Source organism: Acidovorax sp. M14 (genome assembly GCF_049331375.1).
GTDB lineage: Bacteria > Pseudomonadota > Gammaproteobacteria > Burkholderiales > Burkholderiaceae_C > Acidovorax.
This window is the reverse complement of the sequence record NZ_CP186263.1, coordinates 2,287,727-2,300,276: the sequence shown is the minus strand read 5'-3', so window position 1 is coordinate 2,300,276 and position 12,550 is coordinate 2,287,727. Positions and strand designations below refer to the sequence as shown.

Below are 12,550 nucleotides of genomic sequence, written 5' to 3'. Positions count from 1 at the left end.
ATGACCGACCTGCCCACCCACATCCTCATCGTTGAAGACGAAGCCGACATCCGCCGCTTTGTGCGCCTGACGCTGGAGAGCGAAGGCCACACCGTGCACGAGGCCGCCACCCTGCAACGCGGCCTGATAGAGGCCGGTACCCGCCGCCCCGACCTGGTGGTGCTGGACCTGGGCCTGCCCGATGGCGACGGTGTGGACTTGATCCGCGACCTGCGCACCTGGTCGGCCATGCCCATCATCGTGCTCTCAGCCCGCAGCGCCGAGGCGAGCAAGATCGCAGCGCTGGACGCGGGGGCCGACGACTACCTGGTCAAGCCCTTTGGCTCGGGCGAGCTGATGGCCCGCGTGCGCGCCCAGTTACGCCGCAGCCAGCGCGCATCCGGCGCCGAAGCCACGCCCGTCATCCAGTTCGGGGCCATCACCGTGGACCTGGCCCGCCGCACCGTGGAGCGCAGCACAGGCGGCAATGGTGAAGGCAATGACAGCGAGGCCCTGCACCTCACGCCCATCGAATACAAGCTGCTCACCTACCTGGCCTCCCAGCCCGACCGCGTCATCACCCACGCACAGCTCCTCAAGGCCGTGTGGGGCCCAGGCCATGCTGAAGACACGCACTACGTGCGCGTGCACATGGCCAACCTGCGCAAGAAGGTGGAGGACAACGCCTCCATGCCCCGGCACTTGCGGACTGAGGCGGGCATTGGGTACCGGTTCGTACCCTGACGCCCACTCACGAACTGCGCGCACCAGTGCAGCGCAAAGCCCGCTCCCCCGCCACGCGCAGCCGCTGCTGCAGCGACGCGGGCGCCAGCACCTCAAACTCCACCTCCAGCGCCATGAGCCAGAACACCAGCGCATCGCTGGCGGTGCATTCGAGCTGGCACTGCTGCCCATCGGCCAGCGTCGTGACCACACCGGCCGACTGCGGAATGCGCCGCGCCATTTCTGCATAAGGTGCATGCAGCACCACCCGCGCCTGGTCGGGGTGCGGCGCTGCAGTGATGGAGCGGGACACATACGCCTTGAGGTCGCCGCCGTCCGGCCCGGGGCGCGGCGAGAAATGCGCGCCGACTTCGGGCTTTGCCACCATGCGGTCGATGCGGAAGGTGCGCCAGTCGCCACGGTCGCAGTCCCAGGCCACCAGGTACCAGCGCATGCCAGTGTGCACCACGCCCTGTGGCTCCACCGAGCGCTGGGTAGCGCGCCCCTTGCCGTCTTCGTACGAGAAGCCAAGCCGCAACTGGTCGCGGCAGGCCGATGCCAGCGTGGCCAGCAGCGAGGCCTCTACCACGGGCCCGGTGCGGTCCAGCGGCAGGATGGTGGAGCGCAACGCGTCCACCTGCTCACGCAGCCGCAGGGGCATGGCCTGCTCCAGTTTCACCAAGGCGCGCAAGGCGGGCTCTTCAATGCCGCCCACGGCACCCGCAGTGGCGGTGCGCAGCGCAATCGATACGGCCAGGGCTTCTTCATCGTCTAGCAGCAACGGGGGCAACGCCTGCCCCGCGCGAAAGGCATAGCCGCCCGCCACGCCACTGCTGGCCTGCACCGGGTAGCCCAGCTGGCGCAGGCGGTCGATGTCGCGCCGCAGCGTGCGCGGATGCACTTCCAGCCGCTCGGCCAGCTCGGGCCCCATCCAGTGGCTGCGGGTTTGCAGTAGTGACAGCAGGCGCAACAGGCGGGTGGATGAGGTGAGCATGCCGCCACTGTACGTTGAATCGAGGACTGAAATTGTCCGCAATGGTTCTTACAGTGACTCCACCTTTTCTTCCACCACTTGCAAGGAGTTCTTCATGTCCATCGTCCTTTACTGGCACCCCATGTCCAGCGCCACCCCCATCGCCTGCGCGCTCACCGAACTGGGTGTGCCGCATGAGCGCATCAAGATCGACATCCGCACCGGCGAGCAGCGCCGCCCCGACTACCTCGCCCTCAACCCGAACGGCAAGGTGCCCACGCTGACGGTGGACGGCGCGCCGATGTTTGAGGCCCTGGCCATCCACCTGTGGTTGGGCCACCGTTTTGGCGTAGAGCGCGGCCTGTGGCCTGCCGCCGGCACGCCCGAGGCGTTGCAGGCGCTGTCGTGGTGCACCTGGGCGTACGTGACCTATGGCACGGTGCTGGTGCGCCTGCAGTTGGCCACGCAGGGCGAAGAGGCGCTGCGCAGCCCTGCCCATGCACAGGCAGCCACAGCGGGGCTGAACGACCTGCTCACCCTGCTGGATGCCCGCCTGGCAGCCCAGCCCTGGATGCTGGGCGCGGACTATTCGCTGGTGGATCTGGTGGTGGGCTCGGTGCTGGGCTACAGCGTGTACCTGGGTGCCCCTGTTAACGCACACCCGCATGTGCAGGCGTGGCTGGCGCGGGTGCAGGCGCGCCCATCGATGCAGATCGAGGCCTGAGAGGCTGAGAGCCTTTTATCCATGCCCGCTTTGCACGCGAAAACGCCCCGGCTCTTCGTTGCAAATACTCGCCATAGCCCGAGCTATGGCTGTGCTTTGCGCCTCGATCCGAGGCGTTTTCGCGCGCCTTTCGGGCTCGGCTAAAAAACTCTCAGCCTCTGAACGCGCAGTCGATCAACGCTGCTGCTACAGCAGCACGATGTCGTACTGCTCCTGCCCCATCGCACTTTCTGCCTGCAGCGAGATCGGTTTCTTTATGAAATCGGAGAGCCCGGCCAGGTGCTGGCTTTCCTCGTCGAGGAACAGCTCCACCACCCGGGCCGACGCCACCACCCGGAACTCGCGCGGGTTGAACTGGCGCGCTTCGCGCAGGATCTCGCGCAGGATGTCGTAGCAAACGCTGCGCGCGGTCTTCACGCTGCCTTTGCCCTGGCACACCTCGCAGGGCTCGCACAGCATGTGGGCCAGGGATTCGCGGGTGCGCTTGCGCGTCATCTCCACCAGGCCCAGTTGCGAGAAGGTGCCGGACGACATGGTCTTGACCCGGTCGCGGGCCAGCTGCTTTTTGAACTCCGACAGCACGGCCTGCTGGTGGTCTTCGCGCACCATGTCGATGAAGTCCACGACGATGATGCCGCCCAGATTGCGCAGGCGCAGCTGGCGCGCAATGGCCTGCGCGGCCTCCAGGTTGGTCTTGAAGATGGTGTCGTCAAAATTGCGAGCACCCACATAGCCGCCGGTGTTCACGTCGATGGTGGTGAGCGCCTCGGTCTGGTCCACGATGAGGTAGCCGCCCGACTTCAGGTCCACCCGGCGTCCCAACGCCTTTGCCACCTCTTCGTCGATGGAGTACAGGTCAAAGATGGGCCGCTCGCCCTTGTAGTGCTGCAGCTTGCCGGCGGCTGCGGGCATGAACTCCTGCCCGAAAGCGCGCAGGCGCTGGAACTGCTCCATCGAATCAATGCGGATGGTCTGCGTGTGATCACCCACCAGATCGCGCAGCACGCGCTGCAGCAGGTCCAGGTCCTGGTGCAGCAGCGACATGGCGGGCAGCTTGAGCGATGCCTCCTTGATGCGCGCCCAGGTCTTGCGCAGGTAGGCGATGTCTTCAGCCAGCTCGGCATCGGTGGAGTCTTCGCCATTGGTGCGCAGGATGAAGCCGCCGCCACCGCCCGTGGACTTGTCGCCCACCAGCGCCTGCAGCCGCGCGCGCAGGGCATCGCGCTCGGCGGGCGGGATCTTCTGCGACACGCCCACATGGTCGTCCTGCGGCAAAAACACCAGCAGGCGACCTGCGATGCTGATCTGCGTGGACAGCCGCGCGCCCTTGGTGCCGATGGGGTCCTTGATGACCTGCACCATGAGCGCCTGGCCTTCGAATACCTGCTTTTCGATGGGCACCTGTGGCTCATTCTTGCGGGCGAATGCGGGCGGCTCGCCATCGGGCTGGCGCTGCCACACATCGGCCACATGCAAGAAGGCCGCGCGCTCCAGCCCGATGTCGATGAAAGCGGACTGCATGCCTGGCAGCACGCGCGAGACTTTGCCCAGGTAGACGTTGCCCACCAGGCCACGCTCCAGCGTACGCTCCACATGCAGCTCCTGCACGGCGCCGTGCTCGACGATGGCCACACGGGTTTCCTGGGGCGACCAGTTGATCAGGATGTCTTGTTGCATGGCTCTGGAACCTGTTGTTCTTGCTTATAGGGGGAAGCCTGCGGCACGGAGCAGCTGTGCGGTCTCGTACATCGGCAGCCCCATGATGCCCGAATAGCTGCCCGCCAGGTGTTCCACATACGCCGCCGCCCTGCCCTGGATGCCGTAGGCGCCCGCCTTGCCCAGCGGCTCGCCCGTGGCCACATACGCATCGATCTGCGCCGAGGTCATGGCAGCGAAGGTGACGCGCGACACCGACAGGGCCGTCAGCCGCTTGGCCCCCACCTGCAGCGCCACGGCGGTGAGCACGCGGTGCTCGTGGCCCGCCAACTCGGCCAGCATGCGCGCCGCATGGGCGGCATCATCCGGCTTGCCGTAGATAGTGCGGCCCAGCGCCACAGTGGTGTCGGAGCACAGGATGGGCGCATCGGGCAACTGGCGCCGTGCACGCCGGGCTACGGCCGCGTCGAGCTTGAGAGCGGTCACGCGCTCCACATAGGCCGTGGGCGCCTCGCCGGGCAGTACCACCTCGATGGCTTCGGCGTCCTCCGCCTCGTCACCCTCCACATTGGGCAGCAGCAACTCGTGCCGCACGCCCAGCTGTTCAAGCAACTGGCGACGGCGTGGGCTCTGGGAGGCGAGGTAGATGAAGTCGGGCATGAACGGATTTTGAATAAAAATCGGCTAGGGATGTCTTGCATCACCCTCGCAAGTCGGTGGTGGCGCGGATCGGGATAGACCGCAAGGCGTCTTTTTGCAGCCAATAGCCCCGCTATTGGCAAGAAAAGCAACGCAGCGGACTGCCCGAGGCCGTGTTATCACAGACCGCAGGAAGTGATGTAGGACATCCCATACGCTTATTCATCAAGCGCTAGCAGCTATGAAAACAGGAGTAACACAGACCAGCATCACAAAGGGCCTGCTTCATTCACGATGGTAGGGATGCCCGGCATTCACCGACCAGGCGCGGTACAGCTGCTCGATCAGCAGCACGCGCACCATGGCGTGCGGCAGGGTCAGGTCCGACAGGCGAATCCGCTCGTGCGCCGCCTGCCGAAAGGCGGGGTCCAGCCCATCGGGGCCGCCGATGACCAGCGCCACATCGTCACCGCCCAGCTGCCAGCCCTTGAGCCGTTCGGCGAGGGCCTTGGTGGTGAGGTTGGTGCCTCGCTCGTCCAGTGCCACCACGCGCGTGCCGCGCGGAATGGCGGCCTCGATGCGCTCGCGCTCGGCGGCATAGAGCGTCTCCAGCGTCTTGGAGCCGCGAGGCTCGGTCTTGACGGCCTTGAGTTCGACCTTGAGTTCGGGCGGGAAACGTTTGGCGTAGTCGTCGTACGCGGTCTGCGCCCAGTCGGGCACCCGCTGCCCGACCGCCACAATGAGCAGCTTCATGGATCAACCTGGATGCGTGAGGGGCAGCTACCGCAGCGCGCCACGAAAGGGGCACCGCTGCGGAAACGGATCAGCCCTTGCTACGAGCAGGCGCCTTCTTGGCCGCCGGCTTGGAGCCCGATGCGGAAGCTGGCTTGGCGGCTGCCCGTGCAGGGGACTTGGCTGCCGGCGACTTCTTGGCAGCAGGCTTCTTGGCGCCAGCGGGCTTGACCACAACGGTCTTGACGGGGGTCTTGGTGGCGGGCTTCTTGGCGGCTACTGCGCCCGGGGTCTTGCTGGCTGGCTTGGTAGCGCTGGTCTTGGCGGCAGACTTTGCGGGTGCGGCCTTGGCCGCAGTTTTTGCTGCAGGCTTCGGTGCTGTTTTGGCTGCAGTCTTCGCAGCGGTCTTGGCGACCGCCTTGACGGTGGCCTTGCCAGAACGGGCGGCCACCGTGGAGGTGGCGGCCTTCTTGGCGGGCGCCTTGCCTGCGGCCTTGGCAGCCTTCTGGGCCGACTTCTTCTCGGCCAGTTCGGTGGCGGCGCTGGACTGGGGCTTGGCGGCGCCCAGCTTCAGGCGCACGGGTGTGTCGCCCCACAGCTCTTCCAGACGGTAGTACTGGCGGATGGCGGGCTGCATGATGTGCGCCACGGCCGGGCCGCAGTCCACAATGATCCATTCGCCGTTGTCCTCGCCTTCGATGCGGGGCTTGCTGAAACCGGCTTCCTTCACCGCATCGCGCACGCTGGCAGCCAGGGCCTTGGTCTGGCGGTTGGAGGTACCCGATGCCACGATCACCCGTTCAAACAGCGGCGAGAGATGCTCGGTGTTGAAAACCTGGATGTCTTGCGCCTTGACGTCTTCCAGGCCATCAACGATGGCGCGCTGGAGTTTGGTGACGTCTTTTTTGGCGGCGGTTTCCGATTTGGTGGAGGTGGTCATCAGGCGGTGATTAGAAAGGGAATGGAATCAATATAGCGTGCAACGCAGCGCACAGCCAGCGGGCTGAGCCTTGGGTGTTGCGCGGGAGTTGTGCTGGGGCGCTGCAGCAGTGTGAGGTGTTTTTTGCCTCTTGCGCTCATGTGAAAAGCGCGGGCAGCTATTGAAATTATAGCTTTTGCGCTTTTCAAGGCTTTCGGGACGCAGGGACAGCGCCCTCCGCAAGCCAGTCGCGCCGCACCAAAAAACGCTGCGTGAGCTCAGCTTCAGTCGAATCGGCCGCGTCAGAGCGCTGGTAGGACCACGACACCAGCGGCGGCATCGACAACAGGATGGACTCGGTGCGCCCGCCCGACTGCAGGCCAAAGTGCGTGCCCCGATCCCAGACCAGGTTGAACTCGACATAGCGGCCCCGGCGGTACAGCTGGAAGTCGCGTTCGCGCTCGCCATAGGCCATGCCCTGGCGCGTCTCGACGATGGGCAGGTAGGCGCTCAGGAATGCGTTGCCCACCGACTGCGTCATGGCCAGGCTCTGCTCAAAGCCCAGTTCCGAGAAATCGTCATAGAACACGCCACCCACGCCGCGCTGCTCGCTGCGGTGCTTCAGGTAAAAGTATTCGTCGCACCATTGTTTGAAGCGCGGGTACTTGTCGTCACCAAACGGCGCCAGCGCATCGCGGCAGGTGCGGTGAAAGTGCACCGCGTCTTCCTCGAACCCGTAGTACGGTGTGAGGTCCATGCCGCCGCCAAACCAGCAGGTCGGCGCCTGCCCCGGATGACCGGCGGCGATCATGCGTACGTTCATGTGCACCGTGGGCACATAGGGGTTGCGCGGGTGGAACACCAGCGACACGCCCATGGCCTCGAACGGTGCACCCGCCAGCTCGGGCCGATGCTGCGTGGCCGAAGGCGGCAGTTGGGGGCCGCGGACATGGCTGAAGCCACAACCGGCACGCTCGAACACGCGGCCGCCTTCCATGATCTTGGTGATGCCGTCGCCCTGCAGCGGCTCGCCGGGCGGCTTGCTCCAGGCATCGGCCAGAAAGCGTGCGCCGCCCTCGCCTTCCACGGATTCCAGCGCATCGGTGATGCGCGCCTGCAGGCCCACCAAGTAAGCGCGCACGCGGGCCACCGTGTCGGCGGCGTTAAGGCTTTGCGCGTCTGCCATCAGCTTTTCAGGGCACGGAAGCCGATGTCGCGGCGGTACTGCGCGCCATCAAACTGGATGCCACGTGCCACGTCGTACGCACGTTGCTGCGCCTGCTTAACGCTGTCGGCCAGCACCGTCACGCACAGCACCCGGCCACCCGTCACGCTGACCACGCCGTCTTTCAGCTGCGTACCCGCATGGAACACCACGGCATCGTCCGCCTCAGCCGGCAGGCCGGTGATGGGGTCACCCTTGCGCGGATTTTCCGGGTAGCCATGGGCTGCCATGACCACGCCCAGCGCGGTGCGGCGGTCCCATTGCAGTTCCATCTGGTCGAGCTTGCCGTCGGCGGCAGCGGCCATCACGTCGCTGAAGTCGCTCTTCAGGCGCATCAGGATGGGCTGTGTTTCGGGGTCGCCCATGCGGCAGTTGAATTCGAGCGTCTTGGGCTGGCCCTTGGCATCGATCATCAGCCCTGCGTACAGGAAGCCGGTGTAAGGAATGCCGTCCTTTTCCATGCCGCGGATCGTGGGCAGGATGATCTCGCGCATGGCGCGGGCATGTACATCGGCCGTGACCACGGGCGCGGGGGAGTAGGCGCCCATGCCGCCGGTGTTGGGGCCTTCGTCGCCGTCCTTCAGGCGCTTGTGATCCTGGCTGGTGGCCAGAGCCAGCACGTTCTTGCCGTCGCACAGCACGATGAAGGAGGCTTCCTCGCCTTCCAGGAACTCCTCGATCACCACGCGCGCGCCGCCTTCGTTGTGGGTCACGCCGTATTTGTTGTCCACCAGCATGAAGTCCACGGCATCGTGGGCTTCCTGCAGCGTCATGGCCACGACCACGCCCTTGCCAGCCGCCAGGCCGTCGGCCTTGATGACGATGGGCGCGCCCAGGCGGTCCACAAACGCGTGGGCGGCTGCCGGGTCGGTGAAGGTGTCGTAGTCGGCCGTGGGAATGCCATGGCGGCGCATGAAGGCCTTGCTGAACGCCTTGGAACTTTCGAGCTGGGCAGCAGCCTTGGTGGGGCCGAAGATGCGCAGGCCGTTGGCACGGAACTCATCGACCACACCGGCCGCCAGGGGCGCCTCGGGGCCCACCACGGTCAGCGCGATCTTCTCGGCCTGGGCCCAGGTGCGCAGCTCGCGCACATCAGAGATCGCCACGTTTTCGAGCTTGGGGTTCAGGGCCGTGCCACCGTTGCCGGGTGCAACATACACCTTGGTCACCTTGGGGGACTGGCTCAGTTTCCACGCCATCGCGTGTTCACGGCCGCCGCCACCAATCACAAGTACTTTCATAGGAACCTTTGGTGAACCCGGCCCAGAGCGCTGCGCTGCTGGGTGGGGTTCGGGGGAATATCAGTCGGAAAACAGGTCAGGGCAAGAAAAAAGCGGTGATCTACGGGTGCAAAGTCACAGCGCCGCGTTGTGGTAGACCTCCTGGGTGTCGTCCAGGTCTTCCAGTACGTCCAGCAGCTTTTGCATCTTGGCGGCATCTTCGCCGGTCAATTCGATCGTGTTTTCAGGCCGCATGGTCACGCCCGCCACTTCGGCCGTCAGGCCAGCGGCCTCCAGCGCGTTTTTCACGGTTTCAAAGTCGGCCGGGGCAGTCAGCACCTCCACCGCGCCGTCTTCGTCGGTCACCACGTCTTCGGCGCCGGCCTCCAGTGCCACTTCCATCACCTTGTCTTCGCTGGTGCCGGGGGCAAAAATCAGCTGGCCACAGTGCTTGAACTGGAAGACCACCGAGCCTTCGGTGCCCATGTTGCCACCATGTTTGCTGAACGCGTGGCGCACTTCGGCCACGGTGCGCACGCGGTTGTCGGTCATGGTGTCGATCATGATGGCCGCGCCGCCAATGCCGTAGCCTTCGTAGCGGATTTCTTCGTAGGTCAGGCCTTCGGCATTGCCCGTGGCTTTGTCGATGTTGTACTTGATGCGGTCGGCGGGCATGTTGGCCGCCTTGGCCTTGTCCACCGCCAGACGCAGACGGGGGTTGGCAGACAGGTCACCGCCACCGGCACGGGCGGCTACAGTGATTTCACGAATGATGCGGGTCCAGATCTTGCCGCGTTTTTCATCCTGGCGCCCTTTGCGGTGCTGGATATTCGCCCATTTACTGTGTCCTGCCACGAGAAGTCCTTTTGTATTGATTTAATCTAGCTGGCAGATTTTACTTTTTGCTGAACCCAGGGAACCTCTGCAAGCGTCGCGCGGAAAGTGTGCGCTGCGGGTCGGGATGGGCTGCCAGGCACAAAGCGCAGCAATAGCCGCAGCTATTGCGAGCATTTGTAACGCAGCAGACCGCCCTAGACCGCAGATGCACACGGCGCGCGACGCGTGCAGAGGTTCCCTCACCCCGAGGAAACCCGAAATGGCTGAACCCCTCCTGATTGCCAAGCACGACACCATCGAATGCCACCTGTTGCCCGGCCTGGCCAACCGGCACGGGCTTATCACCGGCGCCACCGGCACCGGCAAGACCGTGACCCTGCAAACCCTGGCCGAAAACTTCTCGCGCATCGGCGTGCCGGTGTTTATGGCCGACGTGAAGGGCGACCTGACTGGCGCCAGCCAGCCCGGCAAGATCGGCGACAAGCTGGCGGGGGTGCTCAAGGAGCGCGGCCTGGACCTGCCAGAACCCCTCGCCTGCCCCACCACGCTGTGGGATGTGTTCGGCGAGCAGGGCCACCCGGTGCGCGCCACGGTGTCCGACATGGGCCCGCTGCTGCTGGGCCGCATGCTCAACCTCAACGAGACGCAGCTGGGCGTGCTCAATCTGGTGTTCAAGATCGCTGACGACAACGGCCTGCTGCTGCTGGACCTGAAAGACCTGCGCGCCATGCTGCAGTACGTGGGAGACAACTCCAAAGAGTTCACCACCGAGTACGGCAACGTCAGCGCCGCCAGCGTGGGCGCCATCCAGCGCGGCCTGCTGCAGATCGAGCAGCAGGGCGGCGACAAGTTCTTTGGCGAGCCCATGCTCAACATCCAGGACTTCATGCAGACGGTGGACGGCCATGGCGTGGTCAACATCCTGGCGGCGGACAAGCTCATGAACTCACCGCGCCTGTACGCCACGTTCCTCTTGTGGATGCTGTCTGAGCTGTTCGAGCAACTGCCCGAAATCGGCGACCCCGAGCAGCCCAAGCTGGTGTTCTTCTTCGACGAGGCCCACCTGCTGTTCAACGAGGCGCCCAAGGTGCTCATCGAGCGCATTGAGCTGGTGGTGCGCCTGGTGCGTTCCAAGGGCGTGGGCGTGTACTTCGTCACCCAGAACCCGCTCGACATCCCTGACAGCGTGCTGGCCCAATTGGGCAATCGCGTGCAGCACGCGCTGCGCGCCTTCACCCCGCGCGACCAGAAGGCCGTGAAGGCCACGGCCACCACCATGCGGCAAAAGCCGGGGCTGGACATCGAGACTGCCATCACCGAGCTGGCCGTGGGCGAGGCGCTGGTGAGCTTTCTGGACGCCAAGGGCCGCCCCAGTGTGACAGAGCGGGTGTTTGTGCTGCCCCCGGGCAGCCAGCTGGGCCCCATCACGCCGCAGCAGCGCCAGGCGCTAATGGCCAGCTCGCTGGTGGCGGGTGTGTACGAAAAAATGGTGGACCGCGAGTCGGCCTATGAAAAACTCAAGGGCCGCGCAGCTGAAGCAGGCACGCAGGCAGGCAATGCAGCGGGCGGCGGCAACGGCAAGGTGGCCGCCGGCACGCCCGCCGAAGAAGGCGGGGGCCTGCTGGGCGGGCTGAACGATGTGCTGTTTGGCAGCACCGGCCCGCGCGGCGGCAAACGCGATGGCCTGGCGCAAACCATGGCCAAGTCCGCCGTGCGTACCATGGGCACCACAATTGGCAAGGAGATTTTGCGGGGTGTGCTGGGCGGCATCTTTGGCGGCGGCAGCAAGCGCCGTTAACTCCGTTGGTATGGCGCCCGGCTTCATCAACCGGCGCCTCTCCCCCTGCGGCTTGCCTCTCTTGCAAAAGCGCATCACATGGCGCCTGTGACGGTTTGACGACACCCTGCAAGTCGTCACAAATCAGTCACATGGCTGCCGTGAAATCGCCATACACAACAACAAAAAGAAGGAGGGACGATGACACGGATCGAAAACGTTCTGCTGCGCTGGGGCGGCAAGGTCATGCTGCTGGCCATTGGGGTGTGGGTGGCAGCCATCCTCGGCATCTTTGCCGGCGCTTGGCGCCTGCGCTGGCCCTGGGTCCTGTACTTCATTGCCACCGTGATCTTCACGGCGCTGGTGATCCAGTGGACCAACGCGGTGCGCCAGCGTTACATCCGCGAGGCTCCCCTGCCCCGCTTTCTGCAGCGCAAGCTGCGCGAGACCTACCCCCACCTGAGCACCCGCGACTGTGAACTGGTGGAACGCGGCCTGCGCCAGTTCTTCATGGCCTGCCTGCGCAGCAACCAGCAGTTTGTGGCCATGCCCTCCAAGGCGGTTGATGCGCTGTGGCACGAATTCATCCTGCACACCCAGGCGTACAAGCTGTGGTGCCAGAACGCGCTGGGGTTCTTCCTGCACCACACCCCCGCCGAGGCACTGGGCCACAAGGCGCGCCACAACGACGGCCTGCGCCGCTGCTGGTACTGGGTGTGCAAGGAAGAGTCCATCGACCCCAAGGCGCCCAGCCGCCTGCCCCTGCTGTTTGCACTGGACGCCAAGTTCGCGATTGCCGGGGGCTTCAGCTACGTGCCCGATTGCTCCGACATCGCGCGCAAGAGCGACGCCGGCGGCAGCGGCGGCGACAGCTACTGCGGCACCAGTTTTTCGGACGGCAGCTACAGCGGCAGTTCGGGCGACTTTGGCGGCGCCGAGAGTTCGGATGCAGGCAGTGACGGCGGCGGGGATGGCGGAGGCGATGGCGGCGGTTGTGGCGGCGGCGGGGACTGAGCGCCTGGTCCACCCGACCCAATCGCCCCCGCTGGCGGCACAAAGCCAGCCCCAATCACTCTCTTTTTGATAGCTAACGAGGCTTGATGCACTAGCGCCAACAGCCAAAATTACCTGAAATCACGCCCAGTC

General features: G+C 65.2%; 12 protein-coding genes. 4 read left to right on the top strand and 8 right to left on the bottom strand.

Features of this window, described 5'->3' with window-relative positions; all coding sequences use genetic code 11:
• Positions 1–723: a response regulator gene (locus ACOYR4_RS10520; RefSeq protein WP_422849484.1), complete on the top strand. Its 723-nt coding sequence runs from the start codon at positions 1–3 to the stop codon at positions 721–723.
• Between the two features lie 7 nt (positions 724–730).
• On the opposite strand, the gene ACOYR4_RS10515 is transcribed toward ACOYR4_RS10520, so the two are convergent.
• Positions 731–1,696 carry a helix-turn-helix transcriptional regulator gene (locus ACOYR4_RS10515; RefSeq protein WP_422849483.1) on the bottom strand — a complete coding sequence of 322 codons (966 nt, stop codon included), beginning with the start codon at positions 1,694–1,696 and terminating at the stop codon, positions 731–733.
• Between the two features lie 94 nt (positions 1,697–1,790).
• Here ACOYR4_RS10515 and ACOYR4_RS10510 point away from each other — a divergent pair, with 94 nt between their 5' ends.
• The gene (locus tag ACOYR4_RS10510; protein ID WP_422849482.1) at positions 1,791–2,399 is read left to right on the top strand and encodes a glutathione S-transferase family protein; all 609 of its coding nucleotides are present in this window, start codon (positions 1,791–1,793) and stop codon (positions 2,397–2,399) included.
• 186 nt (positions 2,400–2,585) lie between these two features.
• Here the strand turns inward: ACOYR4_RS10510 and rng are convergent, their stop codons facing one another.
• The 7 genes from rng to ACOYR4_RS10475 all read right to left on the bottom strand — a co-directional run bounded on the left by rng (position 2,586) and on the right by ACOYR4_RS10475 (position 9,645).
• Entirely contained in the window at positions 2,586–4,076 is a 1,491-nt protein-coding gene (gene rng / locus ACOYR4_RS10505) for a ribonuclease G (RefSeq protein ID WP_422849481.1), read from the bottom strand.
• 24 nt (positions 4,077–4,100) lie between these two features.
• The gene (locus tag ACOYR4_RS10500; RefSeq protein WP_060987548.1) at positions 4,101–4,715 is read right to left on the bottom strand and encodes a Maf family protein; all 615 of its coding nucleotides are present in this window, start codon (positions 4,713–4,715) and stop codon (positions 4,101–4,103) included.
• A gap of 264 nt (positions 4,716–4,979) precedes the next feature.
• Positions 4,980–5,447: a 23S rRNA (pseudouridine(1915)-N(3))-methyltransferase RlmH gene (gene rlmH / locus ACOYR4_RS10495; protein WP_007858784.1), complete on the bottom strand. Its 468-nt coding sequence runs from the start codon at positions 5,445–5,447 to the stop codon at positions 4,980–4,982.
• A 70-nt stretch (positions 5,448–5,517) separates the two neighbouring features.
• Positions 5,518–6,366: a ribosome silencing factor gene (gene rsfS / locus ACOYR4_RS10490; protein WP_422849480.1), complete on the bottom strand. Its 849-nt coding sequence runs from the start codon at positions 6,364–6,366 to the stop codon at positions 5,518–5,520.
• Positions 6,367–6,550: 184 nt separating this feature from the next.
• The gene (hemF, locus tag ACOYR4_RS10485; RefSeq protein ID WP_422849479.1) at positions 6,551–7,531 is read right to left on the bottom strand and encodes an oxygen-dependent coproporphyrinogen oxidase; all 981 of its coding nucleotides are present in this window, start codon (positions 7,529–7,531) and stop codon (positions 6,551–6,553) included.
• Positions 7,531–8,811 carry a phosphoribosylamine--glycine ligase gene (purD, locus tag ACOYR4_RS10480; protein WP_343735791.1) on the bottom strand — a complete coding sequence of 427 codons (1,281 nt, stop codon included), beginning with the start codon at positions 8,809–8,811 and terminating at the stop codon, positions 7,531–7,533. The genes hemF and purD overlap by 1 nt, the downstream gene beginning before the upstream one ends.
• 114 nt (positions 8,812–8,925) lie before the next feature.
• Positions 8,926–9,645, bottom strand: a complete 720-nt coding sequence (locus tag ACOYR4_RS10475; RefSeq protein ID WP_087745583.1) for a YebC/PmpR family DNA-binding transcriptional regulator — start codon at positions 9,643–9,645, stop codon at positions 8,926–8,928.
• A 241-nt stretch (positions 9,646–9,886) separates the two neighbouring features.
• On the opposite strand from ACOYR4_RS10475, the gene ACOYR4_RS10470 reads away from it, so the two are divergent.
• Positions 9,887–11,425, top strand: coding sequence for a helicase HerA-like domain-containing protein (locus ACOYR4_RS10470; RefSeq protein ID WP_422849478.1), 1,539 nt, complete (start codon positions 9,887–9,889; stop codon positions 11,423–11,425).
• 180 nt (positions 11,426–11,605) lie between these two features.
• The gene (locus ACOYR4_RS10465) at positions 11,606–12,418 is read left to right on the top strand and encodes a glycine-rich domain-containing protein (protein ID WP_146871024.1); all 813 of its coding nucleotides are present in this window, start codon (positions 11,606–11,608) and stop codon (positions 12,416–12,418) included.
• The last annotated feature ends 132 nt before the right edge of the window (positions 12,419–12,550 follow it).

Excerpts from the sequence above, each read along its gene's own strand:
- ACOYR4_RS10520 (WP_422849484.1), top strand. The coding sequence starts at position 1 with ATGACCGACCTGCCCACCCACATCCTCATCGTTGAAGACGAAGCCGAC.
- ACOYR4_RS10515 (WP_422849483.1), bottom strand. The coding sequence starts at position 1,696 with ATGCTCACCTCATCCACCCGCCTGTTGCGCCTGCTGTCACTACTGCAA.
- ACOYR4_RS10510 (WP_422849482.1), top strand. The coding sequence starts at position 1,791 with ATGTCCATCGTCCTTTACTGGCACCCCATGTCCAGCGCCACCCCCATC.
- rng (WP_422849481.1), bottom strand. The coding sequence starts at position 4,076 with ATGCAACAAGACATCCTGATCAACTGGTCGCCCCAGGAAACCCGTGTG.
- ACOYR4_RS10500 (WP_060987548.1), bottom strand. The coding sequence starts at position 4,715 with ATGCCCGACTTCATCTACCTCGCCTCCCAGAGCCCACGCCGTCGCCAG.
- rlmH (WP_007858784.1), bottom strand. The coding sequence starts at position 5,447 with ATGAAGCTGCTCATTGTGGCGGTCGGGCAGCGGGTGCCCGACTGGGCG.
- rsfS (WP_422849480.1), bottom strand. The coding sequence starts at position 6,366 with ATGACCACCTCCACCAAATCGGAAACCGCCGCCAAAAAAGACGTCACC.
- hemF (WP_422849479.1), bottom strand. The coding sequence starts at position 7,531 with ATGGCAGACGCGCAAAGCCTTAACGCCGCCGACACGGTGGCCCGCGTG.
- purD (WP_343735791.1), bottom strand. The coding sequence starts at position 8,811 with ATGAAAGTACTTGTGATTGGTGGCGGCGGCCGTGAACACGCGATGGCG.
- ACOYR4_RS10470 (WP_422849478.1), top strand. The coding sequence starts at position 9,887 with ATGGCTGAACCCCTCCTGATTGCCAAGCACGACACCATCGAATGCCAC.
- ACOYR4_RS10465 (WP_146871024.1), top strand. The coding sequence starts at position 11,606 with ATGACACGGATCGAAAACGTTCTGCTGCGCTGGGGCGGCAAGGTCATG.